The following is a 21,472-nucleotide window of genomic DNA, read 5'->3' on the forward strand; positions in this document are numbered from 1 at the left end:
GCCCCCGTACGGACGCCTGTAGGGCACAACCGGCATTGCCAGATCCCGAGCCCCTGTTGCATGCTCCCTGCAACGCCGCGCGCGAGCGGCACGCACGTCGGGGAGTGGAGCGGCTGGCTCTGGGCAGGAGAGGAGTGTCGCCGTACCCTTGGGGGTATGGGCTTGGGAAGATGATTCCCGGACACAGCTCCGCCGCCACCCGTTGTTCCGTCCCCTCCGTTCCCCGTCCCTTCCCACGAGGACTCTCTTCGCCGAGACACCGATGGCCGGTCACGAATTCCCCGAACCCGCGGACCGCAAGCGCGTCGCCGACTCCACGGTCGACCCCCTCGCGGTCGAACAGCCACGTCATGCCTGCGACCCGGCCTTCCGGCACGGGGTCGTCGTCGGCTTCGACGGATCCACGTCCAGTGAGCGCGCCCTCGCGTACGCCATCGGCATGGCCAGGCGCTCCGGCTCGGGCCTGATCATCGTGCACGTGGCCAACCGGCTGCCCACCACGGTGTGGGCCGGCTGCGAGCCCCCCGTCTTCGTCGACGTGCCCGACCATCGCACCGAGGTCCTCGGGCTGGAGCTGGCCTGCGCCGAGCACCTCTCCGAGGTGCCCTGGATCCTCGTCGAGCGCGGTGGCGACATCTGTCACGAGCTGGAGGAGGTCGGCCGCGAGTACTCGGCCGACGCGATCGTGGTCGGCTCCACGCACGGAATCGTCGGCCGGATCTTCGGATCGGTGGCCGGCCGCCTCGCGCGCCGCGCCCAGCGGCCCGTGATCGTCATCCCGTAGCGCTGCCGGATTCCCCCTCCGTCACGGACGGGCTGTCAGGTCTCTCCTTCAACTGCCGTCATCCGGCCATAAATTCGGCCTTCGACAGGTGAATTGTGCGCTTGTGAAGGGTACATAAAGGTCACCGGATCACAGCAGCTCACGCAGCACACCTGCGCATCTGAAGGGAGCCCGCCGTGGACAACGAAGTCGCCGCGGGAAACACCACCTCCACTCTCGGCAACCTCGCACTCGGACTGACCCTGCTGGCCTTCGGCCTGGGCGGTACGGGTGCCATCGACAACGTCGCGGCAGCGGATGCCGCGGGCCTCGCCACCTGGGTCGGCGGGGTCACGCTCTTCCTCGTCGGCCTGCTCGCCCTCAGGGCGGGCGACAAGGGGGACGGCACGGCGTACGCGGCCCTCGGCGCCTTCTGGTTCACCTGGGGGACCGCCGTCGGCGGCGGTGCCACGGCCGACGCCGTGGGCGTCTTCCTGCTCCTGTGGGCGCTCCTGGCACTCACGCTGACGCTGGCCGCCAAGGGCGGCGGACTCTTCGGACAGGGCGTGTACGGGCTGCTGTTCGTCGCGCTGCTGCTGCTCGGCATCGGGGCGCTCGCCGACAACGGCGGCCTCGGGAAGGCGGGCGGCTGGGTCGCCGCCGTCGCCGGTCTCGTCGCCTGGTACGGCGCCACGGCGGCCGTCGCGGGCTGGCCGACCGCCCTGGGGCGCGCGAACCGCACCCCGGCCGAGGCGAGCTGACCGTACGACCGCGGCCGGACGGCCGCGGGAAACCGTACAACCGAGAAAAAGCGGTCCCCGTGCACCTGGGATGCACGGGGACCGCTTTCGTGTCCGGTCGAACCTCCGGGGGACAGGCCCGGCGGCGCGGCTCGGGGGGACAGGCCCCGAGGCCGCTGCTACTCGACCGTGACGGACTTGGCCAGGTTGCGCGGCTTGTCGATGTCGCGGCCCATGGCGAGCGCCGTGTGGTAGGCGAGGAGCTGGAGCGGGATGCCCATCAGGATCGGGTCCAGCTCGTCCTCGTTCTTCGGCACGACGATGGTGTGGTCGGCCTTCGCCTGCGGCTGGTGCGCGACCGCGAGGATGCGGCCGCTGCGGGCCTTGATCTCCTCCAGGGCGGCGCGGTTCTTCTCCAGCAGGTCGTCGTCGGGGACGATCGCGACCGTCGGCAGGGCCGGCTCGATGAGGGCGAGCGGGCCGTGCTTCAGCTCGGAGGCCGGGTACGCCTCGGCGTGGATGTAGGAGATCTCCTTCAGCTTGAGGGAGGCCTCCAGGGCGACGGGGTAGCCCCGGACGCGGCCGATGAACATCATCGACTGGGCCCCGGCGTACTCCGCGGCGATCTTCTTGATCTCGTCCTCGGTGTCGAGGATCTCCTGGATCTGCGCGGGCAGCTTGCGCAGGCCCTCGATGATCCGCTTGCCGTCGGTGACGGACAGGTCGCGGATGCGGCCCAGGTGCAGGGCGAGCAGCGCGAAGGCGGTGACCGTGTTGGTGAAGCACTTGGTGGAGACGACGCAGACCTCGGGGCCGGCGTGGACGTACACGCCGCCGTCGGCCTCGCGGGCGATGGCGGAGCCGACCACGTTGACCACGCCGAGGACGCGGGCGCCCTTGCGCTTGAGCTCCTGGACGGCGGCCAGCACGTCGTAGGTCTCACCGGACTGGGAGACGGCGATGTAGAGGGTGTCGGGGTCCACGACCGGGTTGCGGTAGCGGAACTCCGAGGCCGGCTCGGCGTCGGCGGGGATGCGGGCCATGGACTCGATGAGCCCGGCGCCGATGAGGCCGGCGTGGTACGAGGTGCCACAGCCGAGGATCTTGATGCGACGGATGGTGCGGGCCTCGCGCGGGTCCAGGTTCAGACCGCCCAGGTGCACGGTGGAGAAGCGGTCGTCGATGCGGCCGCGCAGCACGCGGTCGACCGCGTCGGGCTGCTCGGAGATCTCCTTGTGCATGAAGGTGTCGTGGCCGCCCATGTCGTAGGAGGCGGCCTCCCACTCGACGGTCTCCGGGGTGGCGGTGGTGGTCGCGCCCGAGGTCGTGTACGTGCGGAAGTCGTCGGCCTTCAGGGTGGCCATCTCGCCGTCGTCGAGGGTGACGACCTGGCGGGTGTGGGCGATCAGGGCGGCGACGTCGGAGGCGACGAGCATCTCCTTCTCGCCGATGCCGAGGATGACCGGCGAGCCGTTGCGGGCCACGACGATGCGGTCGTTGAAGTCGGCGTGCATCACGGCGATGCCGTAGGTGCCCTCGATGACCTTGAGCGCCTCGCGGACCTTCTCCTCCAGGCTCTCGGCCTGGGAGCGGGCGATGAGGTGGGTGATGACCTCGGTGTCCGTCTCGGAGGCGAAGACGACGCCGTCGGCCTCCAGCTTGGCGCGGAGCTCCTGGGCGTTGTCGACGATGCCGTTGTGGACGACGGCGACCTTGTTCTCGGGGTCCAGGTGCGGGTGCGAGTTGACGTCGCTCGGCGCGCCGTGGGTGGCCCAGCGGGTGTGGGCGATGCCGGTGGTACCGGTGAAGCGCTTGGGCACGCGGGCTTCCAGGTCGCGGACGCGACCCTTGGCCTTCACCATCTTCAGGCCGGAGGCCTTCGGGCTGGTGATGACCATGCCGGCCGAGTCGTATCCCCGGTACTCAAGACGCGCCAGGCCCTCGAGGAGCAGCGGGGCGACGTCGCGCTTTCCGATGTAACCGACAATTCCGCACATAAAGGTGAAACCCCTCCAGGTCAGTGGATGTACTCGGCCGTCCGGGCGGTCCGGTGCGCCTCAGCCGTAGACGATGCGGCGCAGCTGTCGGAGCGAGAGCTCCGGCGGCGCCACGGCCCGGTGTGGCAGCTCCGCCGCGATCCGTTCGAAGATCTCGGCGTTCACGGCCCCGCCGGACTGCAGTTCGCGGTGGCGGCGGCGGACGAACTCCTCGGCCGTCTCGTCGAAGTACGCCAGCACGTCGAGCACCACCCGGGCGGCCTCACCGCGCTGGAGCGCGGTGCTGCGGACCAGGTGGTCGATGAGGTCGTCGTGCGACGGGCGGCGTTCGAGCACCCGTGAATACTGAGGGGTACCGCTCGACTTTCGCAAGAATCCTGCCCGATATCGGGCAGGTGTGCCGCGATCCGCCCTCACGGAGAGGGGCTTGGTCCAGACCTTGACCGAAAGGAGCCACAGCGGTACGCATGGTGACGGTTCGGATATACAACTCGACAGACGCGTCCAACGCCCGAAGGGGACCAAGCCTGTGAGACAGCGCCGAAGGATTCCGCGCCTGATCGGATCCCTGCTCCTGGTCGCCGCCGCCGGTGTCGGCTGCGGCGAGGCAGCCGCCACCAGCCTCTGGAAGGACAAGGGGGACGGCGGCAGGTCCGCCGCCGAGCCCGAGGTCCGCCCGCTCGGCCGCATCGTGCCCCTACCCGCCTCCATCACCCCCGAGGGCGAGCCCTACACCCTCACCCACGCCACCCGCATCGGCGTGGACACGGCCGACCGGGAGGCCAAGGACCTCGGCCGCTACCTCGCCGGGCTGCTCCGCCCCGCCACCGGCTTCCCGCTCCCCGTCGTCGACGACCAGGCCGCCCGCGGCGGCATCCGGCTCCGCCTCAGCCCCGGCGACACCGCGCTCGGCGACGAGGGCTACCGCCTCCGCTCCGCCCCCGAGGGCCTCACCCTCACCGCGCGCGCACCCGCCGGCCTCTTCCGCGGTGTCCAGACCCTGCGCCAGCAGCTGCCCTCCGCCGTCGAGCGCAAGAGCGTCCAGAACGGCCCCTGGAAGATCGCGGGCGGCACCATCACCGACACCCCGCGGTTCGGCTACCGGGGCGCCATGCTCGACGTCGCCCGCCACTTCTTCACCGTCGACGAGGTGAAGCGGTACATCGACCAGCTCGCGCTCTACAAGGTCAACACCCTCCATCTGCACCTCTCCGACGACCAGGGCTGGCGCATCGCCGTCGACTCCTGGCCCCGGCTCACCACCTACGGCGGCTCCACCGAGGTCGGCGGCGGCCCCGGCGGCTTCTACACCAAGGAGGAGTACAAGGAGATCGTCCGGTACGCCGCCTCCCGCTACCAGGAGGTGATCCCGGAGATCGACATGCCGGGCCACACCAACGCGGCCCTCGCCTCCTACGCCGAGCTCAACTGCGACGGCGTCGCCCCGCCCCTCTACACCGGCACCAAGGTCGGCTTCAGCTCCCTGTGCGTGCCCAAGCCCGTCACGTACGACTTCGTCGACGACGTGATCCGCGAGATCGCCGCGCTCACCCCCGGCCGCTACCTCCACATCGGCGGCGACGAGGCGCACTCCACCAGCCACGCGGACTACGTGGCCTTCATGGACAAGGTGCAGCCGGTCGTCGGGAAGTACGGCAAGAAGGTCGTCGGCTGGCACCAGCTCACCGGCACCACCCCCGCGGAGGGCGCCCTCGTCCAGTACTGGGGCCTGGACCGCACCCCCGCCGCCGAGAAGGAGCGGGTCGCCGCGGCGGCGCGCAACGGCACCGGCCTGATCCTCTCGCCCGCCGACCGCACCTACCTCGACATGAAGTACACCAAGGACACCCCGCTCGGCCTCGCCTGGGCCGGGTACGTCGAGGTGCGGCGGTCGTACGACTGGAATCCGGCCACCTATCTGCCGGGGGCGCCGGAGAGCGCCGTCCGGGGCGTCGAGGCGCCGCTGTGGACGGAGACACTGGCCACCACGGACGACCTCGACGTGATGGCCTTCCCCCGCCTGCCGGGCGTGGCGGAGCTGGGCTGGTCGCCGGCGGCCGGCCACGACTGGGAGACGTACAAGGTGCGGCTGGCGGAACAGGCGCCGAGGTTCGACGCGATGGGCATCGACTACTACCGCTCGCCCCAGGTTCCGTGGCCCGCCGCACGGTGAGCCGCGCGTAGCGAGCCGGGCCGGGCCGGGCATGGATGTGAGCCCTGGCGGGGGACCGTCCCCGCCAGGGCTCACACCGGTCCGGGGTTACCTGAACCGCGCGATCGGGTTCACCAGGTCGCCGACCAGCTGGAGGGCCGCCGACGGGTCCGACAGGTCGACCATCTGCTTGTTGTCGCGGAGCTGGAGGCGGTTGAGGGCCGACAGGGCGAAGGTGTCCGCGAACATGTCGTACTGGGCGAACCGGTCCGACAGTTCCGGCTTCGACTCCTCGTAGCCCCGCACGCACTCCGCGACCGTCCGCCAGAAGCCGTCCTCGTCGAGGACGCCCTCCGTCGCGAGCGACGAGGCCAGGAAGCGGAAGAAGCAGTCGAAGACGTCGGTGAAGACCGAGAGGAGCTTCATGTCCTCGGGGATGTCCGCCCGCACCCGCTCCACCGCCGGCGGCAGCACCGCCGCCGGGTCCATGACGACGATCTCCTCGGCGATGTCCTTGAAGATCGCCCGCACGACCGCGCCGCGCTCGTCGAGGACGAGGATCACGTTCTCGCCGTGCGGCATGAACGCCAGGTCGTACGCGTAGAAGCTGTGCAGCACCGGGAGCAGGTACGCGTCCAGGTACCGGCGCAGCCAGACGGACGCCTCCAGGCCCGACTCCTCGATCAGCGCGCCCGCGAAGGACGCGCCGGTGTGGTCCACATGGACCAGGGAGGCCATCGTCGCGAGCCGCTCGCCCTCGGCGAGGGACGGCACGGGGGACTCGCGCCAGAGCGCGGCCAGCATCTTGCGGTACGGCGAGTAGCGGTCGGTCGCGGCCTCGTACTCCAGGTGCCGGTAGCCGACGGCCGCCCGCTCGCGGATGATCGAGAAGCGGGCCTCCTTGAAGACGGAGTCCGACTCGATCAGGCCGTGCAGCCAGTCGTTGATGGCCGGCGTGGCCTCCATGTACGCGGCCGACAGGCCCCGCATGAAGCCCATGTTGAGGACCGAGAGCGCCGTCTTGACGTAGTGCTTGGCCGGGTCCGAGGTGTTGAAGAAGGTACGGATCGACTGCTGGGCGAGGTACGCGTCGTCGCCCTCGCCCAGGTACACCAGGCGCTGCTGCGCGACCTCGGCCGCGAAGGTGACCGAGAGCTTGTTCCACCACTGCCAGGGGTGGACCGGCATCAGGAGGTAGTCCGCCAGGTCCAGGCCGCGGGCGGCGAGGACCGCGGCGAAGCCGTCCACCGCGGCGTCGCCGAGCTCGGCGCGGACGAAGGCCTCGTAGTCGATGCCCGCGCCGGCGGTGAAGGTGGTGCGGTCGCGCCGGGCCGCCAGCCAGATCAGATGGATCTCGCTCGCGGCCTCGGGGGCGTAGGCGCGGAACTCGTCGACGCCGAAGCCGAGCCGGCCGTTGTTGGCGACGAAGCAGGGGTGGCCCTCGGTCATCCCGGTCTCGATGGCCTGGAAGCCGGCCCGGGCCAGTTCGGCGGAGGTGACGGGCGGCTTGGTCGCCTTGAAGGCGGTGCCGGCGAGGGTGGAGGAGATCTCCTCCAGGTAGACCGGCAGGACCTCGTCGCTCAGGCCGAGGGAACCGCGCAGTTCGGTGATGAACCGGAGCGCGTCGAGCGGGAGCCGCTCGTCGCCGCGGTGGCGGCTGATCGACTCGGGGTAGACCTGCCAGTGGTCGAGGGCGTACCGGTCCGCGGTGAAGCGGTACTCGGTGGCGCCGTCGTCGGAGAGGACCTTGTAGCGGCTCTCGCCGAGCTCCTCGGGGTCGAGGAGCCGCTCGTGGGTGAACTCGGCGAGGCCCTTGCGGATCAGGGCGCGGTTGGCGTCGGCCCAGAGCTCGGGGGTGAGGTGGGCGACGGGGTCGACGCGGTCGGTGGTGTTCACGCGGCGACTCCCACGGCGGCCTCGAACTGCTCCCGGGTGCAGAAGCTCAGCAGAGCCTTCTTCTCCGGCTTCTGGATCTCGCGCTCGGGGACGAAGCCGACGGCCTCGTTGAGCGCGTGGACGGCCTTGTTGGACACGTCGGGCTCGACGACCACGCGGGCGGTCGCCGGGTCGGCGAACAGCTCGGTCATCACGGCGGTGATCACCTTGCGGGTGAAGCCGTGCACGGGGGTGTCGGTCGGGGCGACGAGGAAGTGCATGCCGACGTCACCGGGCCGCGGGTCGTAGAGTCCGACCAGCTCCAGGTGGGCGGGGTCGTAGCGCTCCATGAGGATCGCGGGCGTCCCGTCGACCAGGCCGATGAACGCCTCGTGGTGCGGGTGCTCGGCGAAGGCCGTGTACTCGCGCACGACGTCCTCCGGGGTCGCGTCCTGCATCATCCAGAAGGCGGCCTTGGGGTGGGTGACCCAGGCGTGGAGCAGCTCCGCGTCCTTGAGGGGATCGAGCGGGCGGAAGCGGACGGTCATGCGGCGAACTCCTGGAAGGCGATGGTCTTCTCGACGGGGTAGTGGTCGTAGCCCAGCATCGCCCTGATGATGTACGCGTTGCGGTACGCACCCATGCCGAGGTCGGGCGAGGTGATCGAGTGGGTGTGCACGGCGGAGTTCTGCAGGAAGACGCCGCGGCCCGTGGTGTCGATGGCGTAGTTGCGGGCCACGTCGAAGCGGCCCCGGCCGTCCCAGTTGAGGCGGTCGCGGACGGGCTCCAGGAAGGCGGGGACGGCGTACTTGTACCCCGTGGCGAGGATCAGGCCCTCGGTGTCCAGGGTGAAGTCCTTCTCCTGCTCCTCCTGGCGGAAGCCGAGGGTGTACGTGCCGGTCGACTCCTCGTACGCGGCGGTGTGCAGCGCGGAGTTGGTGAGGAGCCGGGTGGGCACGGGGCCGTTCAGGTTCTTCTGGTAGAGCAGGTCGAAGATGGCGTCGATCAGCTCGCCGTCGATGCCCTTGAAGAGGCCCTTCTGCTCGGTCTCCATGCGGTAGCGGGTCTGCTCGGGCAGCGCGTGGAAGTAGTCCACGTACTCCGGGGAGGTCATCTCCAGGGTGAGCTTGGTGTACTCCAGCGGGAAGAAGCGCGGGGAGCGGGTCACCCAGTTCAGCCGGTAGCCGTGGACGTCGATCTCGCTCAGGAGGTCGTAGTAGATCTCGGCGGCGCTCTGGCCGCTGCCGACCAGGGTGATCGACTTCTTCTTCTGGAGCTCCGCCTTGTTGGGCAGGTAGCGCGAGTTGTGGATCAGGTCGCCGCCGAGGTCCCGGCAGGTCTCGGGGACGTACGCCGGGGTGCCGGTGCCGAGGACGATCCGACGCGAGCGGAACGTTTCTCCGGCCTCGGTGGTCACCACGTACACCTCGGCGGCCCCGTCGAAGGTCACCGAGGCGACCGTCGTCGAGAAGCGGATGGAGGAGAGCCGCCCGGCGGCCCAGCGGCAGTAGTCGTTGTACTCGGTCCGCAGCGGGTAGAAGTTCTCGCGGATGTAGAACGAGTACAGCCTGCCCTTGTCCTTCAGGTAGTTGAGGAAGGAGTACGGCGAGGTCGGGTCGGCCATCGTGACCAGGTCCGACATGAACGGGGTCTGGAGGTGCGCGCCTTCGAGGAACATCCCCGAGTGCCACTCGAAGTCGGGCTTCGACTCCAGGAAGAGGCCGTTCAGCTCGTCGATCGGCTCGGTCAGGCAGGCGAGTCCGAGGTTGAACGGACCGAGCCCGATGCCGATGAAGTCGTGGATCTCGGTCGTCTCAGGCGTGGACAAGGGTCTCTCCCAGGTACTGCTCGGCGTGGCCGGCGATCAGATCGAGGACGGCGGCGATGTCGGCCGCGGTGGTCTCGGGGTTGAGCAGGGTGAACTTGAGGTACTGGCGGCCGTCGACCTTGGTGCCGGCGACGACGGCCTCACCGGAGGCGAACAGGGCCTTGCGGGCGTGCAGGTTGGCCCGGTCGACGTCTTCGGGGGACGTGACGTCCTCCGGGATGTAGCGGTAGACGAGGGTGGAGAGCTGCGGCGCGACCACGACGTCGTAGCGCGGGTCGGCGGCGAGCAGCGCGAAGCCCTCGGCGGCCAGGTCACAGACCTCGTCGAAGAGCTGCCCGACACCGTCGGCGCCCATCACGCGCAGGGTCATCCACAGCTTGAGCGCGTCGAAGCGGCGGGTGGTCTGGAGGGACTTGTCGACCTGGTTGGGGATCTGCTCGGCGACCGTGCGCAGCGGGTTGAGGTAGTCGGCGTGGTAGGTCGCGTGGCGCAGGGTGGCGCCGTCGCGGACCAGGATCGCGGAGGAGCTCACCGGCTGGAAGAAGGACTTGTGGAAGTCGACGGTGACCGAGTCGGCCCGCTCGATGCCGTCCAGCAGCCCGCGGCGGGTCGGCGAGGCGAGCAGCCCGCAGCCGTAGGCGGCGTCCACGTGCATCCAGGCGCCGTACTCGTCGGCCAGGACGGCGATCTCGGGCAGCGGGTCGATGGAGCCGAAGTCGGTGGTGCCGGCGGTGGCGACGATCGCCATCGGGACGAGGCCCTCGGCGCGGCAGGCCTCCAGCTCGGCGGCGAGGACGACGGACTGCATCCGCTTGTTCCGGTCGACCGGGACGGAGACGACGGCGTCCGGGCCGAGGCCGAGGAGCTTGGCGGACTTCTGGACGCTGAAGTGGCCGCACTCGGAGGAGAAGATCCGAAGCCTCGACAGGTCGTCCGTCTTGGCCTCGTCGCGGGCCAGGAGGAGCGCCTGGAGGTTGGACTGCGAACCGCCGCTGGTGAACACGCCGTCGGCGGCGGGGCCGAATCCGATGCGGCCGTTGGTCCAGTCGACGAGCTTGCGCTCGATGAGGGTGCCGCCCGCGCTCTGGTCCCAGGTGTCGAGCGAGGAGTTGACCGCCGAGAGGACGGCCTCGCCGAGGACGGCGGGGATGACCACGGGGCAGTTGAGGTGGCCCAGGTAGCGGGGGTGGTGGAAGTAGACGGCGTCCCGGAGGTAGACGCTCTCCAGCTCGTCCAGGGCGGCGGAGGAGTCACCGAGCGGCTTGTCGAGGTCGACGGCGTCGATGACGGGTGCGAGCTCGGCGGGGGTCACCCCGGTGAACGGACCCCGCGTCGTGGCGAGTTTGTCCGCCACCCGCTCGACTCCTTCGATGACGGAGCGTCGGTAGCTCTCCGCCGTGGCGTCGTTGAGCAGGTGAGAGCGCATGTGGGGGGCCTCCCGGTACGGGGCTCGGTCGCGCCTCCGGACAGGAAAGGGGCGAGGGGCGACGCGGTGAAAACAAGGTTAGCCTAACCTAACTTTTCACGCCATGCCCCTCGCCCCTCACGAGGTACGGCAGTTGGTGCGCGTACCGCCCGGAGTGTCCGGATCATCGGATTGTGACCTCCGCTACGACTCGTCCCGCGTCTCGTCCGGCACCTCGCGCAGCGCGTCCTCGGACAGTCCCTTGCGCCAGTAGCCCACGAACGTCACCCGGCGGCGGTCGAGTTCACGGTCCCGCACGAAGTGCCGGCGCAGCGCCTTCACGGCGCCGGACTCGCCCGCGATCCAGACGTACGGGGCCTCCCCGGGCAGTTCGGCCCCGCGCACCGCGTCCACGGCGGACGGCGCCCCCTCCTCCCGTACGAGCCAGGTCACGCTCGCGTCGGCCCGCGTCGCGAGCTCCGTGCGGTCGCCGGAGTACGGCACCTCCAGGAAGACCTGGGCGCGGGTGTCGGCCGGCAGCCATTCGAGGATGGCCGAAGCGGCCGGAAGAGCCGTCTCGTCCGCCCAGATCAGGACGGAGTCGGCGTCCTCGGGCAGCCGGAAGCGGACGCCGGTGTTGTCGGCGACCGCCGGGCCGAGCACGACCACCCGGTCGCCGGGCGTCGCGCGCCCGGCCCAACGGCAGGCGGGGCCACCGTCCTCGTGGATCGCGAAGTCGATGTCGACCTCGCTCACCGGCTCGGTGCGCTGTTCGCGGACGGTGTACGAGCGCATCACGGCCCGTACGTCGTCGGGCATGGCCCGCCAGGCGCCGAGGATCGCGTACATGTCCGCGTCGTCCAACGGCGGCAGGACGGGCGCCTCCTGGCCGGGGTGCGGCAGGAAGAGGGAGAGCGACTGGTCGCGGCCGCCGGCGGCGAAGCCCTTGAGGTCGTCCCCGGTGAAGGTGATCCGGACCAGCGACGGGCCGAGCCGCCGGGTCCGGTCCACCTGGAGGTGGAAGAACTGGAAGGGGGCGGTCTCGGGGTTCGTCATGAAAAAATAGGTTAGCCTAACCTCATAAACGCGGGAAAGGGGGGAGGGCCCGACACCCCCAAGGGGCGACGGACCCTCCGTGCGAGCCGGGCCGGATCAGGCCTGCAGGCCCAACTCCCGCGCGATCAGCATCCGCTGGACCTCACTCGTGCCCTCGCCGATCTCCAGGATCTTCGAGTCACGCCACATCCGGGCCACCGGATACTCGTTCATGAAGCCGTAGCCGCCGTGGATCTGGGTCGCCTCACGGGCGTTGTCCACGGCCACCGTGGAGGAGTACAGCTTCGCGATCGCCGCCTCCTTCTTGAACGGCTCGCCGAGCACCAGCCGCGAGGCCGCGTCCCGCCAGCCGATCCGGGCCATGTGGGCCTTCGTCTCCATGTCGGCGATCTTGAACTGGATCGCCTGGTTGTCGCCGATCGGCCGGCCGAAGGCATGACGCTCCTTCGCGTACTTCACCGACTCGTCCACACAGCCCTGCGCGAGGCCCGTCGCCAGGGCCGAGATCGCGACCCGGCCCTCGTCGAGGGTCCGCAGGAACTGCGCGTAGCCGCGGCCCTCTTCGCCCACCAGGTTCGCGACGGGCACCCGCACGTCGTCGAAGGACAGCTCGCGGGTGTCCGAGGCGTTCCAGCCGACCTTGGAGTACGGCGCGGCGACCGTGAAGCCGGGCGTGCCCGAGGGGACGATGATCGAGGAGATCAGCGGACGGCCGTCGGGCTTGCGGCCGGTGACCGCCGTGACCGTCACCAGACCCGTGATGTCCGTACCGGAGTTGGTGATGAAGCACTTCGAGCCGTTGATCACCCACTCGTCGCCGTCACGGACGGCGGTGGTGCGGGTGCCGCCGGCATCGCTGCCCGCGCCGGGCTCGGTCAGTCCGAAGGCACCCAGGATCTCGCCCGAGCACATCCGGGGGAGCCACTCCCGCTTCTGCTCCTCGGTGCCGAAGAGATGGAGCGGCATCGCGCCCAGCGAGACGCCCGCCTCCAGGGTGATCGCGACGGAGGAGTCGACCCGGGCCAGCTCCTCCAGGGCGATGCCGAGCGCCAGGTAGTCGCCGCCCATACCGCCGTACTCCTCGGGGAACGGCAGCCCGAACAGGCCCATACGGCCCATCTCACGGACGATCTCGTAGGGGAACTCGTGCCGCTCGTAGTAGTCGCCGATCTTCGGCGCCACCACGTCGTGGGCGAACGCCTCGACGGTACGGCGGAGTTCCTGGTGCTCTGCGGAGAGCCGGTGGTCGAGGGACATGGAAATCGTCACTCCTTGTGGGAGAGGGCGCGGACGGTACGGGAAGGGCTGGGTCGGCCCAGCTGTTCGGCCATCCACACGCTCGTGGCGGTGAGGGCGGCCAGATCGACTCCGGTCTCGATGCCGAGACCCTGGAGCATCCACACGAGATCCTCGGTGGCGAGATTGCCGGTCGCGCTCTTCGCGTACGGGCAGCCGCCGAGGCCGCCGGCGGAGGCGTCGACGGTGGTCACCCCGTGGCGCAGGGCGGCCAGGGTGTTGGAGAGGGCCTGGCCGTAGGTGTCGTGGAAGTGCACGGCCAGCCGGGAGGTGGGGACACCGGCCCCGCCGAGCGCCGTCAGCAGCTCCGCGACATGACCCGGCGTGGCCACCCCGATGGTGTCCCCGAGACTCAGCTCGTCGCAGCCCATCTCGGCCAGGGCCCTGGTCACCCGGACCACCTGCTCGATCGGCACGGCGCCCTCCCAGGGGTCGCCGAAGCACATCGACAGATACCCGCGGACCTTCAGCCCCGCCTCTATGGCGCGGGTCACCGTCGGCGCGAAGAGCGCGAGGGCCTCGTCCACCGTCCGGTTCAGGTTGGCCTTCGCGAAGGACTCCGTGGCGGAGGCGAAGACGGCGATCTCCCGGACCCCGAGAGCGAGCGCCCGGTCGAGACCGCGCTCGTTCGGGACGAGGACGGGCAGCCGGACCGGCAGATCGCGGACGAGCGGGAACAGCGCCTCCGCGTCCGCCAGCTGGGGCACCCACTTCGGATGCACGAAGCTGGTCGCCTCGACGGTGGAGAGCCCGGCGGCGGCGAGCCGCCGGACGAACTCGGCCTTCACGTCCGTCGGGACGGCCGTCTTCTCGTTCTGCAGCCCGTCGCGGGCCCCGACCTCGTGGATCCGCACACGGGCGGGCAGCGCGGGATCGTGCACCACCATCGGCAGACCGGTGGTCATGATTCCTCCCGCGGAGCGACGACGGCCAGGATCTGGTCCATGGCGACGGTGGTGCCGGGCGTGACATCCAGCTCGGTGACGGTGCCGGCGTGCGGGGCGGAGATGACGTGCTCCATCTTCATCGCCTCGACGACCAGCAGACTCTGCCCCGCCTCCACCTCGTCCCCGACGGCCACCTTGACGACGGTCACGGTCCCCGGCATCGGCGCGGCGAGCGTGTCCGCCCCACCGTGCCGCGCACCGCTGAGCGCGGCGGCGACGGGATCGTGATCCATCACGTGCCAGGAGTCCCCGTCACGGCCGAGCCAGCCACCGGCGCGGTGGAAGCGGTGCGCGATCCCGTCCACGGTGACCGTCACGGAGGTGTCCGTGACCCGGGCGCCGGCCGGCGCCTCGACCATGACGGGTTCGAGCCCCGGCACGCGCAACGGGAAGGGGAGCGGGGCGGGCCGGCCGCCCATCCGCCAGGCGCTCGGCACCGAGAACGGGTCCGTCCAGCCCTCCCGGGGCGCCGGGGCCAGCCCGGCGAGCCGGACGGCCGCCGCCGCCGCGTACACCTCAGCCGGGACCCCCTCGGGGACCAGGCTCTCCGCGTCCCGCTCCACCAGGCCCGTGTCCAGGGCGCCCGCCACCACGTCCTCGTGCGCCAGAAGCCTGCGCAGGAAGCCCGCGTTCGTCGGAACGCCCAGGGTGACCGTGTCCGCCAGGGCCGCGCGGAGCCGGCGCAGGGCCGTCGGGCGGTCCGGGGCGTGCACGATGACCTTCGACAGCATCGGGTCGTAGAGGGACGACACCTCCGTGCCCTCCGACAGGCCCGAGTCCGTACGGACGCCGTCACCCGAGGGCTCGTGCAGGGCCAGGACCGTGCCGCCCGAGGGGAGGAAGCCCCGGGAGGGGTCCTCCGCGCAGATACGTGCCTCGATCGCCCAGCCGGTGAGGGTGATGTCCTCCTGGCGGAAGGGGAGCGGCTCGCCGGCCGCCACCCGCAGCTGCCACTCCACCAGGTCCACGCCCGTGATCAGCTCCGTGACCGGGTGCTCGACCTGGAGGCGGGTGTTCATCTCCATGAAGTAGTACGACGAGGGGTCGCCGCCCGGGACGATGAACTCGACCGTCCCCGCGCCCACATACCCGCAGGAGCGCGCCGCCTCGACCGCCGCCGCGCCCATCGCCGCCCGGATCTCCGGGGTCAGCAGGACGCTCGGCGCCTCCTCGATGATCTTCTGGTGGCGCCGCTGGAGCGAGCACTCGCGCTCGCCCAGGTGGATCACGTTCCCGTGGGCGTCGGCGAGGACCTGGATCTCGATGTGCCGCGGGCGGTCGATCCACCGCTCCACGAGCAGCGTGTCGTCGCCGAAGGAGGAGCGGGCCTCGCGGCGGGCCGACGCGATCTCCTCGGTCAGCGTCGACAGGTCACGCACCAGGCGCATGCCCTTGCCGCCGCCGCCCGCCGAGGGCTTGAGCAGGACCGGGGCGCCCAGCTCGCGGGCCGCCGCCTCCAGTTCCGGGTCGGCGGCGCCCGGGACGACCGGGACTCCCGCCGCCCGCACGGTCTTCTTCGCCGTGATCTTGTCGCCCATCAGGGAGATCGCGGAGGCCGAAGGGCCGATGAAGACCAGACCCGCGTCCGCGCAGGCCTGCGCGAAGCCCGCGTTCTCGGCGAGGAAGCCGTAGCCGGGGTGGACGGCCTGCGCGCCGGTACGGGCGGCGGCGTCGAGCAGCGCCGGTACGGACAGATACGACTCGGCGGCCGGCGGCGGGCCGATCCGTACCGCCGTGTCCGCCTCCCGTACGTGCCGGGCGTCGGCGTCCGCGTCGCTGTACACGGCCACCGAGCGCACGCCCATCGCCCGCAGGGTGCGGATGACGCGAACGGCGATCTCGCCCCGGTTGGCCACGAGGACGGTGTCGAACATGCTGTGCATCTCCTGGGGGCCCTTCACATCCGGAAGACGCCGAACTGGGGTTCTCCCAGGGGCGCGTTGGCACAGGCGGTCAGGGCGAGGCCGAGGACCTGCCGGGTCTCCATCGGGTCGATGACCCCGTCGTCCCACAGTCGGGCCGACGCGTAGTAGGCGCTGCCCTGGGTGTCGTACTGCTCGCGGATCGGGGCCTTGAAGGCCTCTTCCTCCTCCGCGCTCCACCCGTCGCCGAGCTGGTCGCGCTTCACCGTCGCGAGGACGGACGCGGCCTGCTCACCGCCCATGACCGAGATCTTGGCGTTGGGCCACATCCACAGGAAGCGCGGCGAGTACGCCCGGCCGCACATCGAGTAGTTGCCCGCGCCGTACGAACCGCCGACGACGACCGTCAGCTTCGGCACCCGGGTGGTGGCCACGGCCGTCACCATCTTGGCGCCGTGCTTGGCGATGCCGCCGTGCTCGTACGCCTTGCCGACCATGAAGCCGGTGATGTTCTGCAGGAAGACCAGCGGGATGCCGCGCTGGTCGCACAGCTCGATGAAGTGCGCGCCCTTCTGGGCGGACTCCGCGAACAGGATGCCGTTGTTGGCGACGATCCCCACCGGGTGGCCGTGGATCCGGGCGAAGCCGGTGATCAGCGTCTGCCCGTACTCGGACTTGAACTCCTGGAAACGGGAGGCGTCCACCACCCGGGCGATGACCTCACGCACGTCGTACGGGGTACGGGAGTCCACCGGCACCGCGCCGTACAGCCCCGCCGGATCCACCTTCGGCTCCTCGACCGGCTCGACCGACCAGGGCAGCGGGCCGCGCTCGGGGAGCGTGGCGACGATGTTCCGGACGATACGGAGGGCGTGGGCGTCGTCCTCGGCCAGATGATCGGTGACGCCGGAGATCCGGGAGTGGACCTCGCCGCCGCCCAGCTCCTCCGCCGTGACGACCTCACCGGTCGCCGCCTTCACCAGCGGCGGACCGCCGAGGAAGATCGTGCCCTGGTTCCGTACGATCACGGCCTCGTCGCTCATCGCCGGGACGTACGCGCCGCCCGCCGTGCACGAGCCGAGGACCGCCGCGATCTGCGGGATGCCCGCACCGGACATCCGGGCCTGGTTGTAGAAGATCCGGCCGAAGTGCTCCCGGTCGGGGAAGACCTCGTCCTGCATCGGCAGGAACGCGCCGCCGGAGTCGACCAGGTAGAGGCAGGGGAGACGGTTCTCCAGCGCCACCTCCTGGGCGCGGAGGTGCTTCTTCACCGTCATCGGGTAGTACGTGCCGCCCTTGACCGTCGCGTCGTTGGCGACGATCACGCACTCGCGGCCCGAGACCCGGCCGATGCCCGCGATGACCCCGGCCGCCGGAGCCGCGTCGCCGTACATGCCGTTCGCGGCGAGCGGGGCCAGTTCCAGGAACGGGGAGCCCGGGTCGAGGAGGGTGTCCACCCGGTCCCTCGGCAGCAGCTTCCCGCGCGCGGTGTGCCGGGCCCGGGACTTCTCACCGCCGCCCAGCGCCGCCGCCGCGAGCTTGGCACGCAGGACGGCCGCCAGCTCGTGGTGCGCCGCCTCGTTCGCCTGCCAGGCCGGCGAGGCGGGATCCGCCGCACTCGTCAGCACAGGTGCCTGCTGCATCCCTCGAGCTCCCTTGCTCGGTTAATGAGCGTTAACGTATGTCGTTCAGGTTAACGACCGCTAACCGGGTTGTCTAGAATCGAATCCATGACCACGACCTCGACCGCCGGCAGAACCGCCACCGGCAGGACCGATGCCCCGACGCGGCGCGAGCAGATCCTCAAGGAGGCCGCCCGCCTCTTCGCCGAGCGCGGCTTCCACGGCGTCGGCGTCGACGAGATAGGGGCCGCCGTCGGCATCAGCGGCCCCGGGCTCTACCGCCACTTCCCCGGCAAGGACGCGATGCTCGCCGAGCTCCTCGTCGGCATCAGCGAACGGCTCCTCGACGGCGGCCGGCTACGGGTCGGCGAGACCACCGGCGACCCCGAGGCCCTGCTCGGCGCCCTCATCGACGGCCACATCGACTTCGCCCTCGACGACCGGCCGCTGATCACCCTCCACGACCGGGAGCTGGACCGGCTCAAGGACGAGGACCGCAAGCGGGTACGGCAGCTCCAGCGCCAGTACGTGGAGCTGTGGGTCACCGTCGTGGGGGAGCTGTACCCGGACGCCTCCCAGAGCGAGGTGCGGACCGCCGTCCACGCGGTCTTCGGCCTGCTGAACTCGACCCCCCACCTCGACACGGTGGGACGCCGCTCCATGGAACAGCTCCTGCGGCGGCTCGCCCACGGGGCGTTCGGGGCGCTCGGCCGCTAGCACCGGCGGCGGCACCGGCGTCGGTGCTAGCGGCGGCACCGGGTCGGCACCGGCGGCCCCCGGCCGGTCCATGGGGCGGAACGATTGCCCACAACGGCACGGCGTCCTCCAGAATGACCCCTATGCCGATACTCAGCCGCCCCGCCCTTGTCGAGCACCTCGTCCGCACCCGGATCGCGGGAGACGTCGCCACCCCGCGCGACAACAACCTCTCCCACTACCGCAAGCTCGCCAACGGCGACCGGCACTACTGGCTCGGCCTCGAGCTCGGCGACCGCTGGGCGGACGAGCAGGACGTGCTCGCGGTGATGGCCGAGCGCTGCGGTGTCGTCGACGACCCGGCCCACCGCACCGGCCAGGACACCATCGACCCCGAACTCACCGTGGACGGACTGGACCGCATGGCCGCCCGGCTCCGCAAGGCCGCCGCCGGCAAGGAGCGGGTCCTCTTCGCCACCGGCCACCCCGGCGCCCTCATCGACGTCCACAGCCGGATCGCCGCCGCGCTGCGCGCCCGGGGCTGCGACATCGTCAAGATCCCCGGCGGGCTCGTCGCCGACGAGGGATACGTCGTGCAGTTCGCGGACGTCGCCGTCTTCGAACGCGGGGCGAGCCTCTGGCACACCCACTCCCCGGAGCCGATGAACGCCATCCTGGACGCGCTCGGCGAGGACGGCCGCCCCGATCTGGTGATCGCGGACCACGGCTGGGCCGGGCGGGCGGGCCAGCGCGGGATCGACTCCGTCGGGTACGCGGACTGCAACGACCCCGCGCTCTTCATCGGCGAGGCCGAGGGGACGATGCAGGTCACGATCCCGCTCGACGACCATGTCCTCGACCCGCGCTTCTACGAGCCGATGACGGCGTACACCCTTGCAGCGGCGGACCTGACGGCCTGACCTTCCGCGCGCCGCCCCGCCCACCGCGTTGTGGGCAGCTGTTCCTCCCCCAGACTCCGTCCGGGGGGACCCCCAGGGCGGAACGGGTGGGCACAACGGAACGCCGCCCCTTGCCGGGCCCAGGCTTCCGCGCCCTGACCCGCACCGGATGCGCGCCGCGCCAGTGGTGCGGGTCCAGGCACAAGGGGCGGACGCGAGCGGGTGGGCGGCGGGCGCGTGGCTCCTTGTGGGGTCAGGGGCGGGGGCGGCGTTGGGTCAGGGCCGGGGTCGGGTCCAGGTAGACGCGGCGGATCGACGGGAACCGTTCGCGGAGCTGGTCCTCGGCGTCCTCGCAGGCCCATTCCACTTGTTCCGCCGAGGAGACGTCCCGGAAGTCGATCTTGGCCGCGATCAGGACCTCGCCGGGGCCCTGGATGAGCGTGGTCAGTTCGATGACGTCCACGATGTGGGGGACGGACAGCAGTTCCTCGCGGACCCCGGCCCGCATCTCCTTCGGCAGCGGCCGGCCGATGAGGAGTTCGGCGTTGGAGCGGCCGAGTACCCAGGCCACGTACACGAGCAGGACGCCGATGAGGATGGAGGCGACGCCGTCCCAGACGTCGGAGCCGGTGATCTGGACGCCGAGCAGGCCGCCCGCCGCCAGCATCAGACCGGCGAGGGCGGCGGAGTCCTCCATGACCACGGCCTTGACCGTGGTGTCGGGTGTGCGGCGGAGGTAGCGGGCGAAGGGGGTCCGGGCCCGTTCCGCCTCGGCTTTGACCTGCTTCACGCCGGTCCGCAGGGAGAACCCCTCCAGGACGAAGGCGACGCCGAGGACGATGTACGAGAGGAGCGGGTCGCCCAGCTCCTCGCCGTGGGTGAGGGTGTGGATGCCGTCGTAGACCGAGAAGACCGCGCCGCCGACGAAGGTGGCGACGGCCGCGAGCAGCGCCCAGACGTAGAGTTCGGCCGCGTAGCCGACGGGGTGGTCCTCGTCGGCCGGTCTGTCGCTCCGCTTGAGCGCGGTGAGCAGCATGGCCTCGGTGACGGTGTCGGCGACCGAGTGGGCGGCCTCCGACAGCATCGCGCTGGATCCGCTGATGACGCCGGCGACGGCCTTGGCGACGGCGATCCCCAGATTCGCCGCCGCCGCCACGATCACCGTGAACGTGCTCTCGCTCTGTTGCGCCGGCGCCTGCGCCGGCTGTTCGACCTGTTCCGCCATGGATCGGACGTTATGTCCGATCATCAGCGCGGAACGCGAACGACACCCTCCTGGATCACCGAGATCGCGAGCTTGCCGTCCTGGGTCCAGATGCGGGCCTGGCCGAGGCCGCGCCCGGCGGACGCGGAGGGCGACTCCTGGTCGTACAGGAGCCATTCGTCGGCCCGGAACGGCCGGTGGAACCACATCGCGTGGTCGAGGGAGGCCCCGACCACGTCCCCGACGGCCCAGCCGCCCCGTCCGTGCGCGAGCAGGACGGAGTCGAGCAGCGTCATGTCGGAGACGTAGGTGGCGAGCACGACGTGGAGGAGCGGGTCGTCGGCCAGTTTGCCGTTGGTGCGGAACCAGACCTGTGAGCGCGGCTCGCGGGGCTGTCCGACCGAGCCCCACGGGGGGACCTCGGCGTAGCGGAGGTCGACGGCCGCCCTGGCCTCGATCAGCCGGTCCGCGACCTCGCGGGGGAGGTGACGGGGCAGCATCTCGGCCGGCGTGGGGAGCGACTCCGGGTCCGGCGCGGCCGGCATGTCCGACTGGTGGTCCAGCCCCTCCTCGTACGTCTGGAACGACGCCGAGAGGTGGAAGATCGGCTGTCCGTGCTGGACGGCGACGACCCGGCGGGTGGTGAAGGAGCGTCCGTCGCGGATGCGGTCGACCGTGTAGACGATCGGCGCGCCCGGGTCCCCGGGGCGCAGGAAGTACGCGTGGAGCGAGTGCGCCAGACGGTCTTCCGGGACGGTCCGTCCCGCCGCCACCAGGGCCTGGGCGGCCACCTGGCCGCCGAAGACGCGGGGGACGAGCGCGGAGCGGGACTCACCCCGGAAGATGTCCCGCTCGATCCGCTCCAGGTCGAGCAGATCGAGCAGGCCATCCAGGGCGTTGTGTGTGTCGGGCACCAGGACCTACCACTGATCTTGGCCAGAGCCCGCCTTCAGGCGGGGGGTGTAGGCCATTTCGGAATTGGTCTGACCTCAGTTTGAGGCGTGAGTTCGAACGGTCGTTCTCGGCTCGGTCAAGCAGGTGTGATCGCGTTGGTGATCATCCAACGTCGGAACCGACGACAGCGAATCGCGTGAACGTGCGAGTTCTGACCAGTGTGCGAAGAGTTCCGT

General features: G+C 70.9%; 18 protein-coding genes. 5 read left to right on the top strand and 13 right to left on the bottom strand.

Annotation, left to right across the window (positions count from 1 at the left end):
• Positions 1-262: 262 nt before the first annotated feature.
• Positions 263-784 carry a universal stress protein gene (locus ACH4MY_RS30070; protein WP_015033782.1) on the top strand — a complete coding sequence of 174 codons (522 nt, stop codon included), beginning with the start codon at positions 263-265 and terminating at the stop codon, positions 782-784.
• A gap of 176 nt (positions 785-960) precedes the next feature.
• Positions 961-1,524: a GPR1/FUN34/YaaH family transporter gene (locus ACH4MY_RS30075; RefSeq protein WP_398006863.1), complete on the top strand. Its 564-nt coding sequence runs from the start codon at positions 961-963 to the stop codon at positions 1,522-1,524.
• Between the two features lie 158 nt (positions 1,525-1,682).
• On the opposite strand, the gene glmS is transcribed toward ACH4MY_RS30075, so the two are convergent.
• Both glmS and ACH4MY_RS30085 read right to left on the bottom strand, forming a co-directional pair.
• Complete coding sequence (gene glmS / locus ACH4MY_RS30080) at positions 1,683-3,500, bottom strand: glutamine--fructose-6-phosphate transaminase (isomerizing) (RefSeq protein ID WP_398006864.1); 1,818 nt, start codon at positions 3,498-3,500, stop codon at positions 1,683-1,685.
• Between the two features lie 60 nt (positions 3,501-3,560).
• Positions 3,561-3,836 carry a hypothetical protein gene (locus ACH4MY_RS30085; protein WP_398006865.1) on the bottom strand — a complete coding sequence of 92 codons (276 nt, stop codon included), beginning with the start codon at positions 3,834-3,836 and terminating at the stop codon, positions 3,561-3,563.
• A 193-nt stretch (positions 3,837-4,029) separates the two neighbouring features.
• On the opposite strand from ACH4MY_RS30085, the gene ACH4MY_RS30090 reads away from it, so the two are divergent.
• Positions 4,030-5,673: a beta-N-acetylhexosaminidase gene (locus tag ACH4MY_RS30090; protein WP_398006866.1), complete on the top strand. Its 1,644-nt coding sequence runs from the start codon at positions 4,030-4,032 to the stop codon at positions 5,671-5,673.
• An 87-nt stretch (positions 5,674-5,760) separates the two neighbouring features.
• On the opposite strand, the gene ACH4MY_RS30095 is transcribed toward ACH4MY_RS30090, so the two are convergent.
• From ACH4MY_RS30095 to ACH4MY_RS30135, 9 genes are all read right to left on the bottom strand, one after another.
• Positions 5,761-7,548, bottom strand: coding sequence for an IucA/IucC family protein (locus ACH4MY_RS30095; protein WP_398006867.1), 1,788 nt, complete (start codon positions 7,546-7,548; stop codon positions 5,761-5,763).
• On the bottom strand, positions 7,545-8,075 hold the full coding sequence (locus tag ACH4MY_RS30100; protein WP_398006868.1) for a GNAT family N-acetyltransferase: 531 nt from the start codon (positions 8,073-8,075) through the stop codon (positions 7,545-7,547). Before ACH4MY_RS30100 ends, ACH4MY_RS30095 begins: the two co-directional genes overlap by 4 nt.
• Positions 8,072-9,355, bottom strand: a complete 1,284-nt coding sequence (locus ACH4MY_RS30105) for a lysine N(6)-hydroxylase/L-ornithine N(5)-oxygenase family protein (RefSeq protein WP_398006869.1) — start codon at positions 9,353-9,355, stop codon at positions 8,072-8,074. The genes ACH4MY_RS30100 and ACH4MY_RS30105 overlap by 4 nt, the downstream gene beginning before the upstream one ends.
• A complete protein-coding gene (locus tag ACH4MY_RS30110) occupies positions 9,342-10,781 on the bottom strand; it encodes a pyridoxal phosphate-dependent decarboxylase family protein (protein WP_398006870.1) in 1,440 nt (479 codons plus the stop codon). Before ACH4MY_RS30110 ends, ACH4MY_RS30105 begins: the two co-directional genes overlap by 14 nt.
• A 183-nt stretch (positions 10,782-10,964) precedes the next feature.
• A complete protein-coding gene (locus ACH4MY_RS30115) occupies positions 10,965-11,816 on the bottom strand; it encodes a siderophore-interacting protein (protein ID WP_398006871.1) in 852 nt (283 codons plus the stop codon).
• A 96-nt stretch (positions 11,817-11,912) separates the two neighbouring features.
• The gene (locus ACH4MY_RS30120; RefSeq protein ID WP_398006872.1) at positions 11,913-13,073 is read right to left on the bottom strand and encodes an acyl-CoA dehydrogenase family protein; all 1,161 of its coding nucleotides are present in this window, start codon (positions 13,071-13,073) and stop codon (positions 11,913-11,915) included.
• An 8-nt stretch (positions 13,074-13,081) separates the two neighbouring features.
• Positions 13,082-14,017, bottom strand: a complete 936-nt coding sequence (locus ACH4MY_RS30125; protein WP_398006873.1) for a hydroxymethylglutaryl-CoA lyase — start codon at positions 14,015-14,017, stop codon at positions 13,082-13,084.
• On the bottom strand, positions 14,014-15,942 hold the full coding sequence (locus tag ACH4MY_RS30130; RefSeq protein WP_398006874.1) for an acetyl/propionyl/methylcrotonyl-CoA carboxylase subunit alpha: 1,929 nt from the start codon (positions 15,940-15,942) through the stop codon (positions 14,014-14,016). The genes ACH4MY_RS30125 and ACH4MY_RS30130 overlap by 4 nt, the downstream gene beginning before the upstream one ends.
• 14 nt (positions 15,943-15,956) lie before the next feature.
• Positions 15,957-17,564 (bottom strand): carboxyl transferase domain-containing protein, encoded by a 1,608-nt coding sequence (locus tag ACH4MY_RS30135; RefSeq protein WP_398006875.1) that lies wholly within the window; start codon positions 17,562-17,564, stop codon positions 15,957-15,959.
• An 87-nt stretch (positions 17,565-17,651) separates the two neighbouring features.
• On the opposite strand from ACH4MY_RS30135, the gene ACH4MY_RS30140 reads away from it, so the two are divergent.
• Together ACH4MY_RS30140 and ACH4MY_RS30145 are read left to right on the top strand one after the other, a co-directional pair.
• Positions 17,652-18,260, top strand: a complete 609-nt coding sequence (locus ACH4MY_RS30140; RefSeq protein WP_398006876.1) for a TetR/AcrR family transcriptional regulator — start codon at positions 17,652-17,654, stop codon at positions 18,258-18,260.
• Between the two features lie 122 nt (positions 18,261-18,382).
• Positions 18,383-19,159: a phosphatase gene (locus ACH4MY_RS30145; RefSeq protein ID WP_398006877.1), complete on the top strand. Its 777-nt coding sequence runs from the start codon at positions 18,383-18,385 to the stop codon at positions 19,157-19,159.
• Between the two features lie 232 nt (positions 19,160-19,391).
• On the opposite strand, the gene ACH4MY_RS30150 is transcribed toward ACH4MY_RS30145, so the two are convergent.
• Both ACH4MY_RS30150 and tesB read right to left on the bottom strand, forming a co-directional pair.
• Positions 19,392-20,363 carry a cation diffusion facilitator family transporter gene (locus ACH4MY_RS30150; RefSeq protein ID WP_398006878.1) on the bottom strand — a complete coding sequence of 324 codons (972 nt, stop codon included), beginning with the start codon at positions 20,361-20,363 and terminating at the stop codon, positions 19,392-19,394.
• Positions 20,364-20,386: 23 nt separating this feature from the next.
• Positions 20,387-21,256 carry an acyl-CoA thioesterase II gene (gene tesB, locus ACH4MY_RS30155; protein ID WP_398006879.1) on the bottom strand — a complete coding sequence of 290 codons (870 nt, stop codon included), beginning with the start codon at positions 21,254-21,256 and terminating at the stop codon, positions 20,387-20,389.
• Between the last annotated feature and the right edge of the window lie 216 nt (positions 21,257-21,472).

This window comes from Streptomyces sp. NPDC017246 (genome assembly GCF_044331325.1).
GTDB lineage: Bacteria > Actinomycetota > Actinomycetes > Streptomycetales > Streptomycetaceae > Streptomyces.